The sequence below is a fragment of the Pseudomonas sp. MDV22-iso1 genome (assembly GCF_058145095.1).
Window position 1 is genome coordinate 15,352 of record NZ_JBYVMF010000018.1, and the last position, 18,330, is coordinate 33,681.

Annotated in this window: 19 protein-coding genes; 16 read left to right on the forward strand and 3 right to left on the reverse strand. The window is 59.8% G+C overall.

The features are described 5' to 3' along the window. Positions 1-77 precede the first annotated feature (77 nt). From AC3ZVB_RS19775 to AC3ZVB_RS19850, 16 genes are all read left to right on the forward strand, one after another. A complete protein-coding gene (locus tag AC3ZVB_RS19775; protein ID WP_194693512.1) occupies positions 78-596 on the forward strand; it encodes a response regulator in 519 nt (172 codons plus the stop codon). Between the two features lie 84 nt (positions 597-680). Next, positions 681-2,387: a GspE/PulE family protein gene (locus tag AC3ZVB_RS19780; RefSeq protein WP_490147492.1), complete on the forward strand. Its 1,707-nt coding sequence runs from the start codon at positions 681-683 to the stop codon at positions 2,385-2,387. After that, positions 2,368-3,171, forward strand: a complete 804-nt coding sequence (locus AC3ZVB_RS19785; RefSeq protein WP_490147493.1) for a hypothetical protein — start codon at positions 2,368-2,370, stop codon at positions 3,169-3,171. The genes AC3ZVB_RS19780 and AC3ZVB_RS19785 overlap by 20 nt, the downstream gene beginning before the upstream one ends. Before the next feature lies 1 nt (position 3,172). Next, positions 3,173-3,718 (forward strand): PilN domain-containing protein, encoded by a 546-nt coding sequence (locus AC3ZVB_RS19790; RefSeq protein ID WP_162440979.1) that lies wholly within the window; start codon positions 3,173-3,175, stop codon positions 3,716-3,718. Continuing rightward, positions 3,705-4,253 (forward strand): GspMb/PilO family protein, encoded by a 549-nt coding sequence (locus tag AC3ZVB_RS19795; protein ID WP_162440978.1) that lies wholly within the window; start codon positions 3,705-3,707, stop codon positions 4,251-4,253. The genes AC3ZVB_RS19790 and AC3ZVB_RS19795 overlap by 14 nt, the downstream gene beginning before the upstream one ends. Then, a complete protein-coding gene (locus AC3ZVB_RS19800) occupies positions 4,253-4,774 on the forward strand; it encodes a hypothetical protein (RefSeq protein ID WP_490147494.1) in 522 nt (173 codons plus the stop codon). The genes AC3ZVB_RS19795 and AC3ZVB_RS19800 overlap by 1 nt, the downstream gene beginning before the upstream one ends. Then, positions 4,771-6,609, forward strand: a complete 1,839-nt coding sequence (locus tag AC3ZVB_RS19805) for a type II secretion system protein GspD (protein ID WP_162440976.1) — start codon at positions 4,771-4,773, stop codon at positions 6,607-6,609. Before AC3ZVB_RS19800 ends, AC3ZVB_RS19805 begins: the two co-directional genes overlap by 4 nt. A 2-nt stretch (positions 6,610-6,611) precedes the next feature. After that, entirely contained in the window at positions 6,612-7,085 is a 474-nt protein-coding gene (locus AC3ZVB_RS19810) for a type II secretion system protein (RefSeq protein ID WP_162440975.1), read from the forward strand. Between the two features lie 4 nt (positions 7,086-7,089). Next, on the forward strand, positions 7,090-7,464 hold the full coding sequence (locus AC3ZVB_RS19815; protein ID WP_194693508.1) for a type II secretion system protein: 375 nt from the start codon (positions 7,090-7,092) through the stop codon (positions 7,462-7,464). Beyond that, positions 7,439-7,978: a type II secretion system protein gene (locus tag AC3ZVB_RS19820; protein ID WP_490147495.1), complete on the forward strand. Its 540-nt coding sequence runs from the start codon at positions 7,439-7,441 to the stop codon at positions 7,976-7,978. Before AC3ZVB_RS19815 ends, AC3ZVB_RS19820 begins: the two co-directional genes overlap by 26 nt. After that, positions 7,975-8,367 carry a curli production assembly/transport protein CsgE gene (csgE, locus tag AC3ZVB_RS19825; protein WP_490147496.1) on the forward strand — a complete coding sequence of 131 codons (393 nt, stop codon included), beginning with the start codon at positions 7,975-7,977 and terminating at the stop codon, positions 8,365-8,367. Before AC3ZVB_RS19820 ends, csgE begins: the two co-directional genes overlap by 4 nt. Beyond that, positions 8,364-8,783 carry a curli assembly protein CsgF gene (locus AC3ZVB_RS19830; protein WP_162440971.1) on the forward strand — a complete coding sequence of 140 codons (420 nt, stop codon included), beginning with the start codon at positions 8,364-8,366 and terminating at the stop codon, positions 8,781-8,783. Before csgE ends, AC3ZVB_RS19830 begins: the two co-directional genes overlap by 4 nt. Before the next feature lie 31 nt (positions 8,784-8,814). Beyond that, on the forward strand, positions 8,815-9,681 hold the full coding sequence (locus AC3ZVB_RS19835; protein ID WP_162440970.1) for a CsgG/HfaB family protein: 867 nt from the start codon (positions 8,815-8,817) through the stop codon (positions 9,679-9,681). Between the two features lie 1,223 nt (positions 9,682-10,904). Then, positions 10,905-11,234, forward strand: coding sequence for a DUF6124 family protein (locus tag AC3ZVB_RS19840; RefSeq protein ID WP_490147497.1), 330 nt, complete (start codon positions 10,905-10,907; stop codon positions 11,232-11,234). 376 nt (positions 11,235-11,610) lie between these two features. Continuing rightward, positions 11,611-12,672 (forward strand): RHS repeat-associated core domain-containing protein, encoded by a 1,062-nt coding sequence (locus tag AC3ZVB_RS19845; protein WP_490147498.1) that lies wholly within the window; start codon positions 11,611-11,613, stop codon positions 12,670-12,672. Between the two features lie 214 nt (positions 12,673-12,886). Further along, positions 12,887-14,008, forward strand: coding sequence for an RHS repeat-associated core domain-containing protein (locus tag AC3ZVB_RS19850; protein ID WP_490147499.1), 1,122 nt, complete (start codon positions 12,887-12,889; stop codon positions 14,006-14,008). A 76-nt stretch (positions 14,009-14,084) separates the two neighbouring features. Here AC3ZVB_RS19850 and AC3ZVB_RS19855 read toward each other — a convergent pair whose 3' ends face one another. From AC3ZVB_RS19855 to AC3ZVB_RS19865, 3 genes are read right to left on the reverse strand one after another with little or no spacing between them, the layout of a single operon-like run. Next, positions 14,085-15,533 (reverse strand): curlin, encoded by a 1,449-nt coding sequence (locus AC3ZVB_RS19855; RefSeq protein WP_490147500.1) that lies wholly within the window; start codon positions 15,531-15,533, stop codon positions 14,085-14,087. Between the two features lie 27 nt (positions 15,534-15,560). Continuing rightward, positions 15,561-16,022: a curlin gene (locus tag AC3ZVB_RS19860; protein ID WP_194693503.1), complete on the reverse strand. Its 462-nt coding sequence runs from the start codon at positions 16,020-16,022 to the stop codon at positions 15,561-15,563. Between the two features lie 59 nt (positions 16,023-16,081). Beyond that, complete coding sequence (locus AC3ZVB_RS19865) at positions 16,082-18,328, reverse strand: Ig-like domain-containing protein (protein WP_490147501.1); 2,247 nt, start codon at positions 18,326-18,328, stop codon at positions 16,082-16,084. Positions 18,329-18,330 lie beyond the last annotated feature (2 nt).

An 18,330-nucleotide genomic window follows, 5' to 3' on the forward strand; every position in this document is an offset into this window, starting at 1 on the left:
CATGAAGTGTGCGTTAGCCTCAGTAAGGCGCGCACTCCACCAGGTTCACTCGGACCTGCGGTTACAAGGAGTCCACCTTGTTAAACAAAGTACTGGTTGTTGAAGACGAACAGCTGCTTGCACAAAACCTCCAGGATTATCTGCAGGCGCAAGGGCTGGAAGTCCGGATAGCACACGAAGGTGCCAAGGCCATCGGCGAAGCCGCTGTATTTGCTCCCGACGTGATGGTGTTCGATTACCGCTTGCCCGATATGGAAGGTTTCGACGTTCTCGATGCTGTCCGCCAGAACAGGAAGTGTCATTTTGTACTGATCACAGGGCATCCAACCGCTGAAGTCTGTGAGCGGGCCCGGCAACTGGGAGTCAGTCATATCCTGTTCAAACCGTTTCCGTTGGCGGAATTGGCCCGTGCCGTGTGTGACCTTTTAGGGATGAAGCGCGAAGCGAGTACCGCTGAAGGATTCGTCGAACGACGCCAGAGCAGAACCGAGAGTTTCCCGCTGCAGTTGTACGACGGCAGTTGGCTGCTGGCGGATCGCCGACGAACGTCGGCCTCCATGGCACCAGACGACGAACAATTGCTCACCGGGGAGTAGTGGCGCGACAAGACGTTCCGGCCTCCACCGTAACTGCTCGCCGCGTCGACAGGGCTCAAAGCCCCCGGCGTTGGAGAGCATGCCATGGACCGTCTATCCCTTGCCGTAGAACCGGCGCTGTTGGATTGTGTACCGTCTCGTTTTTCCAGTGAGCAACTGGCCCAGGCCCGGTCCCGGGCGGCCACCTCCGGCGAGCGGGTCCTCGAAGCCCTCGGGGTACTCTGCGAACTGGCCCCCATGTCTTTCATCGAGTGCCTTGGCGCCACCCTGCATTACCCGGTGCTCGACACCGACACCCTGTTTCAAGCCACCCCGGTGTTCGACCGGGTCACCCTGGCTCAATGCCTCAAGCGCGAATTCATCCTGCTGCGTCACGACGAAGCGGTCATCGGCGTCTTCGCCGACCCCTTCGACACCGCGCGCCTGGCCTGGATCGATGACTGCCTGCACGGCGCACCGCTGTACCTGGTGCATGCCGATGACCTGAAAGCCTACCTGGCGCGTCACGAAGAAAGCTTCCATGCCGTGGAATCGCTCAACGCCCAGGCAGAGGGCGGGGTTGAAACCGACAAGTTGCAAAGCCTGTCCCTGACCAGCATCAGCGAAGACGCCAGCGTTGTCGTCAAGCTGGTCAACTCGACCCTGTACGACGCCCTGAAAATGCACGCTAGCGACATTCACCTGGGCACCACCGGCAGCGGCCTGGTGATCAAGTACCGCATCGATGGCGTGCTCAACAACATCAGCAAGATCCAGGGCAGCGAGTTCGCCGAGCAGGTGATTTCCCGGGTCAAGGTCATGGCCGAACTGGACATCGGCGAAAAGCGCGTGCCCCAGGACGGTCGTTTCAAGATCGGCATCAGTGGCCGTCAGATCGACTTTCGGGTGTCGATCATGCCGAGCATTTTTGGTGAAGACGCGGTGCTGCGGGTGCTGGACAAACAGGACCTGGCCGACAAGGTCAGCGGCGTGCAATTGCAAGCCCTGGGCTTCGAAGATGAAACCCTGCGCCAGCTCCGTCGTCTCGCGGCCGAACCCTACGGCATGGTGCTGGTGACCGGCCCGACCGGCAGCGGTAAAACCACCACCCTCTACGCCATGATCACCGAGATCAACCACGGCGTGGACAAGATCATCACCATCGAAGACCCGGTCGAGTATCAGTTGCCGGGCGTGCTGCAAATCCCGGTCAATGAGAAAAAAGGCCTGACCTTCGCTCGCGGTCTGCGCTCGATCCTGCGCCACGACCCGGACAAGATCATGGTCGGTGAAATCCGTGACCCCGACACCGCACAAATCGCCGTGCAGTCGGCACTCACCGGGCACCTGGTGTTCACCACCATTCACGCCAACAACGTGTTCGACGTGATCGGCCGTTTTACCCAGATGGAAATCGACCCCTACAGCCTCGTCTCGGCGCTCAACGCAGTGCTGGCCCAGCGCTTGATCCGCCTGGTCTGCGCCAGCTGCAGCGCGCCGCATCACCCGACCGATGACGAGCTGCACCTCTCCGGGCTCGATCCGCAACAGGTCAGCGATTTCCACTTCGTCCATGGCAAGGGTTGCGGCAACTGCCGTGGCACCGGCTACCGCGGACGCACGGCGATTGCCGAGCTGCTGCACCTGGACGACGAGCTGCGGCAGATGATTGTGGAGCGCCAACCGATTTCGAAAATAAAGGCCCACGCGTGCAAACGTGGCTTGCGCCTGCTGCGCGAGTCAGCTCTGGAACTGGTGCAGGAAGGGCGTACCACGCTCGAGGAGATCAATCGTGTCACTTTTGTCTCGTGATCGTTTTGTCGCCGTGCTCGGCGCCAGTGGTGTCGGTCTGGGCCAGCGCCGTGGCAACGAAACCCTGTGGCTGGGCAGCGTCGGTTTTATCGACGAAGGCTTCCATGCCTGGGCCGTCGCCCTGGAAACCCTCGACCGTCTGCTGGGCGAACATGCCCCTGCCGGTGCGCAGTTGAGCGTGGTGGTCTCCGGGCACTTCAGCCGTTTCTGCCTGGTGCCCTGGAGCGATCAAATCGGTAGCCCGGCCGAGCTGCAAGGGTTCGCCCAGTTGTGCTTTGAAGACCTGTTCGGCGTGCCGACGCAACCCTGGAACCTGGTGTTGTCGGCTGAACCGGCAGGCTACGACCGCATTGCCGCCGCGTTGCCGCAGGACTTGCTGGAGCGTCTGCGCACGATGGCCAGCGGCCGTGGGTTGCGCCTGCGTTCCGTGCAACCGTACCTGATGGCGGCGTTCAATCACTTCGATAAAAGCCTGGACGCCGGCGACTTCCTCTTCGTGGTCGCCGAGCCGGTGCGCAGTGTCCTGCTGGTGGCGCGGGAAGGGCGCTGGACTTCGGTGCGTTCGGTGGGCAGCAGCGACAGCGACACTGCACTGAGCGCATTGATCGGTCGTGAAAGCCAGCTGCAAGCGTCCACCAGCGAACGTCCGCTGAACGTTTACCTGCACGCCCCGGCGCGCCTCGATTCACACCCCGACGTACCCGGTGTGCACCTGCGCACCCTTGAAGAGGACCGGACAGCCGTACGCGATAGCCTGTACGTCATGTCCCGGGCGGTGGCCTGACATGCGCGCCCTGATGCTCGACTTCCAGCCGCGTCGCCGCTCGGGCCCTTTGGGCTGGAGCCTGCTGGCCGGCGGTGTGGTACTGACCCTGGCCTGTGTCGTGGTTCAACAACACGTCAGCGCCCAGGCCGCGCAACAGCAAGGTCACCTGCAAACCACCCAGCGCGTGCTGACCGGCGACACCGGCGGCAAGGTCGGCCTGACCCCGGCCGAAACCCGCGAACAGGCACAAAACCTGGCTGAAATGCGCAAGGTCTCCCAGCAACTGCGCCGGCCGTGGGAGCGCCTGTTCGCCACCCTTGAAAGCCTGCCCCGGGACAACATTGCGCTGCTGACCCTGACGCCGGACGCCCGCAAAGGCCAGGTGCGCATCAGCGCCGAAGCGCGGGATCTGGACGCAATGCTCGACTTCCACCGCCGCCTCGAAGCCAGCGACGAGCTCTCCGATGTGTCGCTGCTCAGCCACGAAATCGTCGCCAACGTGCCGGAACACCCGGTGCAATTCAACCTGTCGGCTACCTGGGAGATTGGCGATGCAAATCCCTAAATTGATCGTTCACGAATACCTGCAAGGGCTGGGTGTGCCCGGTCTGGCCGGGCTGGCGCTGGTGCTGCTGGCGCTGGTCTATGGCTTGGCGGGCCTGATGCCGGACTGGCAGTCGTTGCAACAGCTCAGCCAGCAGACCCGCGAAGCCGGCGAATACCTGGCCAAGGTCGAAGAAGGCAGCATTGCCGCGCCGGTGCTGCCACAGCGTCAGCTCGACGACTTCCGCAGCAAGCTGCCGTCCCAGCCTCAGGCGACCGTCGCCATCGACAAGATCTACGCCTTGGCCGCCCAGGAACGCATCACCCTGGCGCGGGGTGAATATTCCCTGGGCATCGACCCCAAGACGCACCTGGCCCGCTATCAGATCCTGCTGCCGGTGCGCGGTAGCTACCCGCAACTGCGGCGGTTCCTGCACGCCTTGCTCGGCCAGTTGCCGGCCGTGGTGGTGGAAGACGTGGAGTTCCAGCGCAAGAAAATCGCCGACGCCGACCTGACCGGCCGGATCCGCATGACCCTTTACCTGTCGAGGTCATGATGAATACCAAACGCGCAGTGGGTTGGGTGGCGTTCTTCGGTGTGGCGGCAGTGCTGACCTGGGGGCCTGATTACTTCACGCCGGCAGACGAGGGCGACGAGTCGGTCGCTGTCGTGGCCACCCCGGCCAAAAGCACGGTTCGCGGCGCGTTGCCGGCGGCCGCATCAACTCCGGGTAAAGCAGTGGAAATCAAGGACCTCAGCCCGGCAGGCGACCTCTTTGCCGCCCGCAGCTGGAAGGCGGCGCCGACCCTGGCCGTCGTCACCGAACAACCTGTCAACGTCACTCCGGTGGTGCAAGCCCCTAGCGCACCGGCCATGCCTTTCCAGTTCGTGGGAAGGCTGGATGACCAATCCGACCTGCAAGTGTTTTTGCAGAACGGCGAAAAAATATACGTCGTGCGCAAAGGGGACGTGATCGACGAAACGTGGCGGATCGAAGGCATTTCCGACGTGGAACTGAGCTTCGTTTACCTGCCTTTGCATTTGTCTCAGACGCTGTCTGTGGGGAGCACGCAATGAACCGATCCCGTTTGCTGATAAGCCTTGTCTGCCTGTGTGCAGGGCTGGCTGCGTGCAGTTCCGCGCAAGTCGCCAAACAAGAGGCCTCCGACCTGATGGAGTCGGGACAATACGAAGCCGGCCTGGCCCGCATCGAGGAAGGCCTGCGTGAGAACCCACGCGACACCGAGCTGCACCTGGCCCTGAACAGCGGCCGTGCACGCGCAGTGACGGCCTTGCTGACCCAGGCGGACATGGACCGCGCCCAGCGTGACTTTGCCTCGGCGCGCATGGGCTATGGCCGGGTGTTGACCATTGAGCCGAACAACCGTCGCGCCCAGGAGTCCCTGAGCCAGCTCGAACACATGCGTAGCCAGGACGAAAAGCTTGAACTGGCCCGTGGTGACCTGCGCCGTGGCGACATCTATGCAGCCGACCGCCAGGTTAAACAGATCCTCGAACTGGACCCGAAAAACGACGGCGCACTGGAGCTGCTGAGCAGCATCCGCCTGGTGCAGAGCCGCAACGTGGTGCAGTACCCACAGCTGCGTACGCGCCTCGATCGGCCCGTCACCCTGGAGTTTCGCGATGCCAACCTGAAAACCATTTTCGAAGTGCTGTCCCAGGTAGCCGGGCTGAACTTCATCTTCGACAAGGACCTGCGTCCGGACATGAAAGCCACCATCTTCGTGCGTGACGTGCGCATCGAAGACGCCGTGGCGCTGCTGCTGCAACAGAACCAGTTGCACCAGAAAGTGGTGAACGAAAACACCCTGCTGATCTACCCGGATTCGCCGCAGAAGCTCAAGGATTATCAAGAGCTGGTGATGCGCACGTTCTACCTGACCAGCATTGACGCCAACACCGCGCTGAACATGATCAAGACCATGCTCAAGACCCGCGATGTGTTTGTTGATGAACGCCTCAATACCCTGACCATGCGCGACAGCGAAGACGCCATCCGCATGGCCGAGAAACTCCTGCAATCCCAGGATCAGTCCAACCCGGAAGTGGTGCTGGAAGTGGAGGTGATGGAAGTCGCCCGTCAACGCATTCTCGACCTCGGCCTGCAGTGGCCCAACACGTTTGGCGTGCTCACCAGCGATGGTGGACCGGTGTCGGTGCTCGATCAGCTCAAAGGCATCAACTCCAGCCGGATCTCGATCTCGCCCTCGCCACAAGCCAAGATCAACGCCCAGGACAAGGACATCAACACCCTGGCCAGCCCGGTGATTCGGGTGAGCAACCGCGAACAGGCGCGTATTCACATCGGTCAGCGCGTGCCCATCATCAGCGCCACCTCGGTGCCGTCGACGCAGGGCCCGGTGATCACCGAAAGCGTGACTTACCTGGACGTCGGTCTGAAGCTCGAAGTGCAGCCCATCGTGCACCTGAACAACGAAGTGGCGATCAAGATCGCCCTGGAAGTGAGTAACGCCACGCCGCTGGAACCGACCCGCCAGGGCACGATTCCAGTACAGGTCGATACCCGTAATGCCCAGACCACCCTGCGCCTGCACGACGGCGAAACGCAGATCCTCGCCGGGCTGGTGCGTAACGACCACGGCAGCAACGGCAACAAGATTCCGGGCCTGGGCGACATTCCGGGGCTGGGCCGTTTGTTCGGCAGCAATCGGGACGACGTCAGCAAATCGGAACTGGTGCTGTCGATCACGCCGCGGATCGTGCGCAACCTGCCGTACCAGAGCCCGTCTGACATGGAGTTCCCGACCGGCACTGAAACCAGCATGCACATTCAGGCACCGGACCGGTCGATGGACACGGCGATCCGCACCGGAACCATGATCACGCCGGTCGCTTCCACCACCCCTCATGTCACTGTCGAGAAGCCTTGATCATGAACGCCTCGCAACGCGGTTTTACCCTGATCGAAGTCGTGGTGACGCTGTCCCTGATCGGCCTGTTGGCCGGCATGGCCGCGCCGCTGACCGAGACCGTGGTGCGCCGGGGTAAAGAGCAGGAGCTGCGCACGGCGCTGTACCAGATACGCGATGCCATCGACGCCTACAAACGTGCGTTCGATGCCGGTTACATCGAGAAGTCGCTGAACAGCAGCGGCTACCCGCCGAACCTCAAAGTGCTGGTGGACGGCGTGCGTGATGTGCGCAGTGCCAAGGGCGCCAAGTTCTATTTTTTACGGCGCGTTCCCCACGACCCGCTGGCCACGGCCAAGCGTGACGACGAGGGCGGTTGGGGGCTGCGTTCCTATGACAGTTCGGCTGAAAATCCACGGGAAGGCGAGGACGTCTTTGACGTTTACTCCAAAGTCCGTGGCAAAGGACTCAACGGCGTCGCCTACCGGGAGTGGTGAGCTTATGCATCGGCAAAAAGGTTTTACCTTGCTGGAATTGATGGTGGTCATGGCAATCATCGCAACGCTGATGACCATTGCCTTGCCGCGCTATTTCAACAGCCTCGAGACATCGAAAGAGACCACCTTGCGCCAGAGCCTGTCGTCGATGCGCGAAGCCCTGGATCACTACTACGGCGACACCGGGCGCTACCCCGATTCCATCGACCAACTGGTGGAGCAGCGCTACCTGCGCAACCCGCCGATGGACCCGATTGCCGAACGCAAGGACACCTGGGTCATGGTCGCACCACCTGAAGGTGTGGCGGGCGGCGTGGCGGATATCAAAAGCGGAGCCACAGGGAGGGCGCGTGATGGCAGCCTTTATTCCGAGTGGTAGGCCTTCGGGCGAAGCGGGTTTCACCTACCTGGGTGTGCTGTTTCTGATCACGGTCATGGGCATGGGCCTGGCGAGTGCCGGCGAGCTGTGGTCGACCGCGTCGCGCCGGGACCGTGAAAAACAGTTGCTGTGGGTCGGGACTCAATACGCCCAGGCATTGCGCAGCTATTACCGCAGTTCGCCAGGCCTGGCCCAGTACCCCAAAGAGCTTGAAGACCTGTTGCAGGACCAGCGTTTTCCGACGCCTAAACACCATATCCGCCAGCTGTACCCGGACCCGATCGGTGGCGGTGAATGGAACCTGCAGCGGGGTTTTGACGGGCGCATCACCGGCATCAACAGCCCGTCCACGCAGACGCCGCTCAAGCAGGTGGGTTTCCCCAGTCAGTGGGCGGACTTCAACGGCATGGCGAGCTACAAGGACTGGCAGTTCGTGGCCGAAAAAGCCTTCCTCGAAGGCACCAACGGACCGGTCAAAGGCCAGTCCACGCAGCCACAGGCGCTGCAGCCATGAACCGCGCATGGCTGGCCGCCTTGAGCCTGGTGCTGGTGATGCCGTTTGCCCAAGCCGCGGAAGAGGACGAAATGCTGGGCTTCATCGTCGACGACACGATTTCGCACATTGGCCACGAATTTTACTACTCGTTCAGTGAGCGCCTGCGCGCCACCAGCCCGATGGATTTCAACCTGGTGGTACGTGAACGACCCTCGGCACGCTGGGGCAGCCTGGTCACCGTGGAGTATCAACAGCGCCTGGTTTATCGGCGGTTCCTGCCGCCCAACACCGTGGATCTCAAGGACGACGCGTACAACGCCGCCGACTGGGTTCGCGGACAGATTGTCCAGCGCAAGCTGGAAGCCTTGTTGCAAGACACCACGGACCTTGAGAGGGACGAATTATGAAGACGAAGACGTTTTCGCAGCGCACCGCCATGTGGTTGCTCTGCCTTGGGAGTGGCGGCCTGGTCCAGGCGACCGAGTTGGTCTACACGCCGATCAACCCCTCGTTTGGCGGCAACCCGCTGAACGGCACCTGGCTACTCAACAATGCCCAGGCGCAGAACGACTACGACGATCCCGACCTGAAAGATCGCACCTCGATCGCCGGGACCTCGGCCCTGGAACGCTTCAGCAGCCAGTTGCAATCGCGGCTGCTGGGGCAGTTGCTGGACAACATCTCCACTGGCAATACCGGGAGCCTGTCCACCGACGCATTCATCGTCAACGTTGTCGACGACTCTGGCGCACTGACTATCGAAGTGACCGACCGAGCGACCGGCGAAATTTCGGAAATCCAGGTGAATGGCCTGGCTCCTTGAGGGAGCTGCGGGTCGATGGGGAGTGACGGACATGAAAAAAATAATCGTGCTAGGGATGCTGTTGGCGGCCTTACAGGGGTGCAGCCTGCGTGAGCCGATGTCGGCGGAGCAGGACACCGAAACCCCGACCCTGACCCCCAGGGCGTCGACGTATTACGACTTGCTGAACATGCCACGGCCCAAGGGTCGGTTGATGGCGGTGGTGTACGGGTTCCGTGATCAGACCGGGCAGTACAAGCCGACGCCGGCCAGCTCGTTCTCGACCAGCGTGACTCAGGGTGCGGCGAGCATGCTGATGGATGCGATGCAGGCCAGTGGCTGGTTCGTGGTGCTGGAGCGTGAAGGGCTGCAGAACCTGCTGACCGAGCGCAAGATCATTCGCGCTTCGCAGAAAAAACCGAATACGCCGGTGAACATTCAGGCTGAACTGCCACCGCTGCAGGCGGCGAACATGATGCTCGAGGGCGGGATCATTGCGTACGACACCAACGTGCGCAGCGGCGGGGAAGGGGCGCGTTATCTGGGTATCGACATTTCCCGGGAGTATCGGGTGGATCAGGTGACGGTGAATTTGCGGGCGGTGGATGTGCGCAGTGGGCAGGTGCTGGCGAATGTGATGACCAGCAAGACCATTTATTCGGTAGCGCGCAGTGCCGGGGTGTTCAAGTTTATCGAGTTCAAGAAGTTGCTTGAGGCGGAGGTGGGTTACACCACGAACGAGCCGGCGCAGTTGTGTGTGTTGTCGGCGATCGAGGCGGCGGTCGGGCATTTGCTGGCGCAGGGGATTGAACGCAAGATGTGGCAGGTGGTGGGGGATAATTCGGTGCCGCCGCAGAATGAGACGCTGGATCGGTATTTGTCGCAGAACCGGGTGGCGCCGGAGGGTGAGGATGAGTGAGCCGAGGCGGCCTTCGGGCTGACCTGGCTCCTGGTCTGTCTGCGATCCCCATGTAGGAGTGAGCCTGCTCGCGATGGCGGCCTGGCAGCTAACCTGGCTCTTGCGGATGTACCCCGATTCCTGTGGGAGCAGGCCTGCCAGCGAGAGCGGCCTGACGGCCGACCCATTTTTTGCGGATGTACCCCGATCCCTGTGGGAGCTGGCTTGCCAGCGATGGCGGCCTGACAGCGGACCCATTTTTTGCGGATGTACCCCGACCCCTGTGGGAGCTGGCTTGCCAGCGATGGCGGCCTGGCAGCTGACCTTTTTTGCAGGTGTACATATCCATTGCTGCGGTAACGGCCACTTAGGGTTTCGCCCTTACGGCGACTCACTTTTTTTTCAAACGCCAAAAAAAAGTAAGCAAAAAAAGGCTCGCCCCAAGCGTACGGCACCTCGCTAAAGCTCGGTGTTCCCTCGCTCCGGTGTCCATCTGGGGGCATCGCCTACGGTCTGCTTCGCGACGACCTCCTCTCGATGTGTGCGGCTTCGCCGCACGGCGCTTCGCGCCTGACCCCCAGATGAACACCTCCACTCGGCCTCCCGACGGGGCGGGTAGATCAAAATCAAAAGCTTGTAGGCGAGCTAACGCTCGGCCTTGAGTGGTGAAGGGCAACGGCGCTGGGTGGTGGCTTTCTTTTGATCTTCTGTAGGAGCAAAGCTTGCTCGCGATGACGGCCGATTGACCGACCTGATTCATGCGGATGTACCCGACCAACCTGTAGGAGTGAGCCTGCTCGCGATGACGGCAGTACAGACAACAAACCTGCCTCTGCCTCCACGCGAACCCCTGTGGCGAGTCAGACAAAGTTGTAGGAGCAAATATCGATGATGTCAGACGGGAATGTAGGACCAGGATTGAAACTACATCGTCTTGCGTCACTGCCTACAACTACGCCAGAATCCGCCGGCTTGTGCGCCTTGGCCTGGGTCTCTATCGTCTCCGCATCGCTGAAAACTCAGCGATTGGGTTTAGCGACCCGATTAGGTATAAGCGCAACAATGCTCCTTTCGTAACTGCCGCCATTTCAGGTTTGCGGTTTTCGATATGGTGGCTGTGCGCGGGAGACCCTCGGGTCTGCCGGGTCTTATACCTCCCGGTTCGCTAACCTGCGTACAGCTGCCACCCTAATTTGTTTAGCGACAGATTCTGGTGGTTCCACTAGGTATAAAGGAGTTCAACCATGCCAAAACCAACCCCCAATCCCCCCGAATCAAACCCCGAAAACCCCACCGCCAACCCCGACTCCAGCCTCAACCTCAAAGCCGAAATCCTGAAAAAAACCACCCCCCACAACCCGGGCAAGATGTACGCAATCGTCGCGGACATGGACACCGAAAGCCTGCTGGCAAACGCCTGCGAGTCATTGGCGTCGGCAAGCATCATGGCCAGCGATTTCGCCACCTTTCTGGAAGGTCCACAGCGCAGCATGTTGCTGGGCATCCAGCAGATCATCATGCTGGCCGACCTGGCCGTTAACCAGGCACTGGACAACCTCGACCCCATAGCCTGAAGGCTCACCCTCCTGGGGGAGCGAGCTTGCTAGCGATGACGGCAGGACAGTTAACAAGCCTGCCCTGCCGCCACGCGACTGCCTGTGGCGAGGGCGTTCACTCCCGCTGGACTGCGCAGCAGTCCCAAATCCTGCCAGCAGTGTTTGCCTGACACACACTGGGCATAGGTTTTGGGGCCGCTACGCAGCCCAGCGGGACGGTGCGACGATCCGACGAGCTCCCTCGCCACAGGTATCTCACCTGCAGCGAACAATCCCCGGGCTATCGCTTCCAGAAGGGTCGCCACTCCAGCAAACCTAACAGTTCTGATAGTTCCCACCCGTTGCGACCCAGCAGATACTCAAACGCCCTGACCTTGAAAGCTCGGAGCGTCCAATGTCTGTTCAACAAGCCGCGTTGCTTTGCCAGTACCGCTACGATCCGCTGGATCGCCTGATCAACCAAACTCAAACACATGCACCCACGCATCAGCGTTTTTACTGCAAAAGCCGACTGGCCACCGAGATTCAGGGGAGCATGGGGCGGTCCATCGTCCAGCACGGTGGCCAGCTGCTGGCAGAGCAACAGCGAGAGGGCGATGTCATCGATACCACGCTGCTGGCATCTGACCTGCAACGCTCTGTGCTGCATACCCTCGATAAAAGTCCATCGAAGGAATCTTTTGCATACATGCCTTACGGCCACCTTCCAAAGGAAAGCGGCTTAACCATCCTGTTGGGTTTTGCCGGCGAACGACATGACACGGTCACAGGTCATTATTTATTGGGCAATGGTTATCGAGCATTTAATCCGGTGTTGATGCGATTCAATAGTCCGGACAGTTGGAGTCCATTTGGGAAGGGTGGATTAAATGCATATGGCTACTGCCTGGGAGACCCGGTAAGTTTTACAGATCCGACAGGTCATATGGTTCCTGTTCTGAATTTGATTGCGAAGATGTCGGATATAACCTTGTTGGAAAATATCACCAGCCTCAGTGCGCTTGAGAGTGTTCATTTTGATATCTTTAATAATATTGCAAAATACCTTGATCGGACTGATATGGATAAACTTTCTAGGCTTTCCAAGCCTTTGGCTGATCTGTCGGAGAAATCCTCGCTCAGCAATCTAAAAACTTACCTGGTGGCTCAACGTAAACTCGGTCGCCCACTCCGCCTTGATTTGAGTTCCACAACTCCATTAGTTGATGATTCTCTATTTGATGCAGGCCTTCGCAGCGTTGATGAGTATCCGATTTTGAGAGGTGTGACTAGCGTTGCGTTGACGAAAATTGATCCGGCTGTTAAGGGGCCGAAAACCCTGGTGGAATATAGTCGCAGGGTCCGAGACGGCGTGAGTAAAGAAATAGGATCTGGTTCTTATTCAAACTATGGCGATTGGGAACAGGCCGTGAATGCTCGTCATGTCGATCACCTTCTTCGATCAATCGAAAATTGATCAGTATTGCACAGTGTCGGTCGATGATTCGCTGATTAGGGCGAAGCCATTTAGTGAGGCATGCTATTAGGTTCTCTTATTGAGCATAAATGATCACAGGTTCGAAAGTTGCGAAGTGGCTACCACCCGGAAAACCTAACAGTCCTGATAGTTCCCACCTGTGGCTATCAAGCAGATACTCAAACGCCCTGACCTTGAAAGCTCGGAGCGTCCAATGTCTGTTCAACAAGCCGCGTTGCTTTGCCAGTACCGCTACGATCCGCTGGATCGCCTGATCAACCAAACTCAAACACATGCACCCACGCATCAGCGGTTTTACTGCAAAACCCGATTGGCCACCGAGATTCATGGCGCTATGGGGCATTCCATCGTGCAGCACGGTGGTCTGCTGCTGGCACAGCAACAGCGAGAGGGTGATGTATTCGATACCACGCTGTTGGCAACTGACCTGCAACGTTCTGTGCTGCAGACGCTCGATAGAAGTCCATCAAAGCAATCCATCGCTTACACGCCCTATGGACACCCTCTTGCTGAAAGCGGGTTAACCAGCCTGTTGGGATTTGCCGGCGAACGACCTGACCCGGTGACAGGGCATTATTTACTGGGTAATGGTCACCGGCCGTTTAATCCTGTGTTGATGCGATTTAACAGTCCCGACAGTTTGAGTCCGTTTGGCAGGGGAGGAATAAATACTTATGCATACTGTTTGGGAGATCCGATTAATCGATATGATCCGACTGGAAATGTTTCTGGCGCTATCAAATCGATGCTTTTGAATTGGCGCAATCGATCATACGCAAACGGACTAAGTAGGCAGAAAGCAGTGCAGTCTTTAGTGGTCACCGGAAGGATGGAGTCGGATAGGAAGGTGTTTAAATTGAAATCGGATATACGGCCTTTGGCGGGCGCAAAAGCGATGGAGCGTTTTGAACTATTAAATAGGGTTGAAACCAAGCGGGCGCAATTGGATTCCAAGTTTTCTGGCGATCTGTTGACGTTAAGTAGAGAAAGCGAACGGTTAGGAGGATTGTCTGCGCTGTCTACCAGTAGCGCTGAACGGCTTAAATTACTTAACTATATAAAGCGTCGGCCGGGCGAGCAAATCAAGGGGTCTTTTTCTCCGCGCAGATTAAATAAGACTCTTGATAATCAATTTGATCCGGCGATTCCGTCGAGTGAGTATCCTGGTTTCAATGCAGCTAATGAATATTACGACGAATTGTTTGATGTTAAAGTGGTGTTAGATAGGGTGGCCTTAAAAATTAGAAATGATCACTTTGAATTAAAAAGTTCTTATACTCCACAGCTTGCTGGATTGCTTGGGTTATCAAATTAAAGAACAAGGTTTTCGGCGTTATCTAAATAATAAAAAACCGCGACCCCAAGGCCGCGGTTTTTTTTCGCCTACCCAATCACTGCTGCAAAACAGTCGCCGAGTTAGCCGCACCAAACTGCTGCACCGTCGCCATCTGGTTCACGCCACTCTGATCCACATTAGCAACGTTCCCCGTCCCGCCCTGAGTCACGTACGCGACGTTCATGCTGTCGGCCTGTTTAACCGTGATCTGGTTATCACTGCCATACATCTGATTGGTAAACGCCTGGTTACCGGTGCCCGACTGATCAAACTCGCTGGTGTTACCCGTGCCATTGGAGGAGCCCTGAACAAGGTTGGTCGTACCACGCTGGTCGGCGATGAGGATGTTGTCGCTGCCGTTCTGGTCGAAGTACAGCTCGTTGTAGGAGTCGGCCTGGCTGACCGTGGTTTTGTTGCCAATACCGGTCTGGTTCGTGGTCATGATGTGGCCGGCGCCGTCCTGGGTGAAGTTGGCCACGTTGCCGTTGCCGGACTGGGTGACGGTCGCGCGTTGGTTGGTGCCGAACTGGCCACCGGCTTGTGGGCCTTTCCAGTTGCTGGCGTAGACCTTGTTGTCGCTGCCCACCGAGGTGGCGTTGAGCACGTGGCTGTCGCCGCTCTGGTAAGTGAAGTGCACGTTGCTGGTGCCTTGCTGGTACAGCGCCAGGGTCGAGCCGATGGATTCGAACTGGTCGGCGTAGATGGCGTTGAGGTCGCCGACTTGCAGGACCTGGGCGACGTTGTTGGAGCCGAAGCTCTGATCGACGATGGCTTCGTTGGCCCCGCCATATTGATTGACGAGGACCTGGCTGGCGGCCTGGCCGAACTGCCAGACTTCGCTGCCGTTCATGTCGCCGAACTGGTTGATGGTGACGGTGCCACCGACGCCGCTGCGCTGATCGCCATAGGCATAGTTGTTGGTGCCGCTCTGGTTGATCGCAATCTGGCCGCCCGAATGACCTACCTGTTCGGCGGTGCCGTAGTTGGCGGTGCCGTATTGAGTGACCGTGGCGGTGTTGGCGTCCCCCAGTTCCATTTGTTCGATGTTGGCTTCGTTGCTGTCACCGAACTGGAAGGTGAACCCTGACGAGCCTTGCTGGCTGTCTTGGTACAGGAACGAGAAGTTGCCGCTGCCTTGCTGTTGTTGCACGGCCTGGTTGCCGGTCAGACCGATGGACTGGCTGGCATGGGCGGTGTTGAGCGCACCGACTTGCTGCTGAACGATGGTGCTGCCGTCTTCGAACAGCTGCTCGGCGTAGCCGGCGTTGTAGTCGCCGGTCTGGTTCTGGTCGATGCTGCTGGTCGCGGTGTCTTGCACGGCGGCTGCGTCATTGCCTTGGCCGAATTGCTGCTGGGTGGCGGTGGCGAAGGGCGCCACGCTTTGTTTGACATTGGCGATGTTGGCATCACCGAATTGTCTCTGGGTCGAGACACTGTCGTCAGCCATGGCCTGGGCACTGACAATGACCAGGATGGCGGCGGTGAGGGGCGTCAGTTTGAACATGATGAAACCTCCAGGTAGTGCAGTGCTTTAGCGATATTGTTTGACCGAAACGCTCATGCCATTACCGGACTGGGAAACGGCGCTGGAAAGCCCCGTGCCGGCCTGGTCGATGGAGGCGTCGTTGTTTTTGCCGTTTTGGGATATCTGCGCGCGGTTGTGGCTGCCGGTCTGGGTGATCTCGGCGTTGTTGCCCGAACCTTGCTGGTTGATCATTGCCATCAGGTCGTTGCCTTGTTGGAGGATGAAAGCCTCCTGATTGCTGCCCGACTGGACGATGTTGCCGAGCAGCGACTGGCCGTTCTGGCTGACCAGTGCAACGTTGGCTTGTCCGTTCTGGTTGATCAGCGCTTGCTGCCCGATGGGCGGCGGCAATTCGCCGAGGTCGGCACCGGGTGCCAGGTCGTCGTTTTCCATCAAATCGTCGGCGCGCACGCCCGCACTGCTGCAAAGCAGGAGCAGGCAGAGCAGGGCGGCGGTCGAAGTTTTCATGGCGTTGTCCTGTTGGAAGAGACCCGCCCCATCCACCCGAAGGTCGATGGGGCGAAGGCTCAGTTCGCGGTGACCGACACCGTACGCACGGTGCCTTGGGACGAGGTGATGGTGGCGGTCGGGTTCGCCGACGGAATCACCGTAGTGCTGTTGCTCACCGTCAGCCTCCAGCGACCGGTCACCGGCACTGTGGTGGTGCCCAGGGTTGCCGGCCCCGTCGGGGTGCTGACCCGCACTGTGATGGTGTTGCCGGTGATCACCGACGAGGTGCCGGCGAAGTCCCAGGTGAATCGGTTGTTGGAGCGTGCCGACACCGTTGCCGTGGTCACTGCGAAGGTTTCCGCAGCAGGCCGTGGCGAGACTTGCACGGTGACCGTCGCCGGGGCTGTCGACAGGGCGCCGAAGCTGTCCCGGGCGACGTAGGTGAAGGTCGTGGTGAAAGCCGTCGTCACAGTGGCCGGTGGGGTGTAGGTGAGCACCGTACCGTTACTGCTGACGGTGCCGCGACCTGCCGCCGGTTGAGTGAAACTGTTCACCGCTAACGGCACGTTGCCTTCCGGATCGGTGTCGTTGGCCAGCACACTGATCGGGATCGCCACACCCAGAGTCGCGACAGCGTCGTTGACGGCCACCGGAGGCTGGTTAGGCGCCACGGTGATGGTCACGGTCGCCGCAGCGGCCGAGGCCAGGCCTTTGACGTCTTGAGCCTTGTAGGTGAAGGTCGTGGTCAGGGGTGCATTGACCACAGCAGGCGGGGTATAGATCACTGCAGCGGTGCCGCTCAAGGCCACGGTGCCCTGGCCCGCCGCCGGTTGGGTCAGCGCCGTGATGCTCAGCGGCGTGTTGCCGTCGGGATCACTGTCGTTGGTCAACAGGTTGAGGGTGATCGGCACGCCGAAGCTGGTGCTGCCGGTATCGGCGACGGCCAGCGGCGGCTGGTTTTCTCCGACGTTGGGGGCGCTGCCAACGACCACGACCGGCTCGGTGTCACTGCCGCCCGCAGCGGATTTCACCGTCACGGTAGCGGGTGGCTGAGACAGGTCGGCAATGGTGATTTTTTGCAGAGTGCCGGACTTCGACAGGCGTCCGTAGCCCTGGGCAACCATATCCGGAACCGCCACCTCGTCAGACGAGGTCGCTTCGATCAGCAGGCTGTGATTACTCCAGCTGTAGCGAGCGGTCTGGATTTTCACGAGGTCCGTGAGCTTGCTCGATACCGCCGTTGGGCGCGTGGTGCCGCTCGGGTTGGTGGCGGTGACCACCACGACCGGAGGCACGGGGCCGTTGGCCAGGCGCTGACCGAAGAACAGCCCGGTGTTGTCGCCCAGCAGCGTGGTCTGGCAGGGGGTCAATGGTGGTCCGGGAACCAGTGCGATGGACTCACGGAAGCACAGGGTCGAGCTGTTGTCTGCCTTGGCGAATACCTCGACCTGGACGTTGCTGTTGCCGCCCGACGTGGTGCGCCGGTAAGTCGCGCGATCCAGCTCGACGTGGGTCTGGGCGCGGTTGTCCAGCTTCTTGCCCGAGAGGGTAAAGAGGTTGGTCTGGATGGTGCCTGCAGGACCTGTGATGCGCAAAAAGTTGGTGTCGAAAGGGCTTCCGGTGACCTGCTCGGTGAGGTTCGGGTCGCCGACGAAAGTTTCCACCGAGCCGGTGTCCGGGTTCACCTCGGTGTAGGGACCGTTGACGCTTTGCAGGAAGGGCCCGATGGCACCACCCACGGCGCCGGTGAAGTTGCCTGGAGCACCGATACCGACGTCGCGGGTGATGTTGATTGCCCGGCGTCCAGGTGCGGTGACGTTGACCGTTTCCACGCCATACGGGTGAGTAATGGTGTAGGTACCGGCGGTGGGCACGTTCACCCGGATACGAATCCGCGCGAAGCTTTGCTGATCGCCATCGACAGGATTTTCCGACGCGAATGCCGCTTCAATCCCGGCGACGTAGGCGTCCACGCCATAGCCTGCACCGTTGTCGGCAATAGCGGTCTCGGCGAGGAACCAGAACGCCTCCGGTGGCCAATTATCCGGGAATATCATCGGCTGGGTGTCGTCGTAGATGCCCGGTTCCGGCAGCAGGGTGCACATGTAGGCCGGTGGTACGGTGGCCGGCACCCGCGAGCTCGCGGCCCGGGACTGGCACAGTTCCATCGACAGCAGATTGTTGTCCTGGTACCACATGGGGAATTTCCCCGTGGCAAAGGTGTAGGGGCCAGGGTCGACGGCAGCGAGTTGCGCGAAGGCGCTGCCGGACAGCGATAGAGTCAGTCCCAGGGCATTGAGCGCCAGGCGTGGCCAATTGTTCATGA

Coding starts and splice junctions, on each gene's coding strand:
- AC3ZVB_RS19815 (WP_194693508.1), top strand. CDS start 7,090: ATGCATCGGCAAAAAGGTTTTACCTTGCTGGAATTGATGGTGGTCATG.
- AC3ZVB_RS19810 (WP_162440975.1), top strand. CDS start 6,612: ATGAACGCCTCGCAACGCGGTTTTACCCTGATCGAAGTCGTGGTGACG.
- AC3ZVB_RS19845 (WP_490147498.1), top strand. CDS start 11,611: ATGTCTGTTCAACAAGCCGCGTTGCTTTGCCAGTACCGCTACGATCCG.
- csgE (WP_490147496.1), top strand. CDS start 7,975: ATGAACCGCGCATGGCTGGCCGCCTTGAGCCTGGTGCTGGTGATGCCG.
- AC3ZVB_RS19835 (WP_162440970.1), top strand. CDS start 8,815: ATGAAAAAAATAATCGTGCTAGGGATGCTGTTGGCGGCCTTACAGGGG.
- AC3ZVB_RS19865 (WP_490147501.1), bottom strand. CDS start 18,328: ATGAACAATTGGCCACGCCTGGCGCTCAATGCCCTGGGACTGACTCTA.
- AC3ZVB_RS19830 (WP_162440971.1), top strand. CDS start 8,364: ATGAAGACGAAGACGTTTTCGCAGCGCACCGCCATGTGGTTGCTCTGC.
- AC3ZVB_RS19795 (WP_162440978.1), top strand. CDS start 3,705: ATGCAAATCCCTAAATTGATCGTTCACGAATACCTGCAAGGGCTGGGT.
- AC3ZVB_RS19820 (WP_490147495.1), top strand. CDS start 7,439: ATGGCAGCCTTTATTCCGAGTGGTAGGCCTTCGGGCGAAGCGGGTTTC.
- AC3ZVB_RS19780 (WP_490147492.1), top strand. CDS start 681: ATGGACCGTCTATCCCTTGCCGTAGAACCGGCGCTGTTGGATTGTGTA.
- AC3ZVB_RS19860 (WP_194693503.1), bottom strand. CDS start 16,022: ATGAAAACTTCGACCGCCGCCCTGCTCTGCCTGCTCCTGCTTTGCAGC.
- AC3ZVB_RS19805 (WP_162440976.1), top strand. CDS start 4,771: ATGAACCGATCCCGTTTGCTGATAAGCCTTGTCTGCCTGTGTGCAGGG.
- AC3ZVB_RS19790 (WP_162440979.1), top strand. CDS start 3,173: ATGCGCGCCCTGATGCTCGACTTCCAGCCGCGTCGCCGCTCGGGCCCT.
- AC3ZVB_RS19850 (WP_490147499.1), top strand. CDS start 12,887: ATGTCTGTTCAACAAGCCGCGTTGCTTTGCCAGTACCGCTACGATCCG.
- AC3ZVB_RS19840 (WP_490147497.1), top strand. CDS start 10,905: ATGCCAAAACCAACCCCCAATCCCCCCGAATCAAACCCCGAAAACCCC.
- AC3ZVB_RS19800 (WP_490147494.1), top strand. CDS start 4,253: ATGAATACCAAACGCGCAGTGGGTTGGGTGGCGTTCTTCGGTGTGGCG.
- AC3ZVB_RS19855 (WP_490147500.1), bottom strand. CDS start 15,533: ATGTTCAAACTGACGCCCCTCACCGCCGCCATCCTGGTCATTGTCAGT.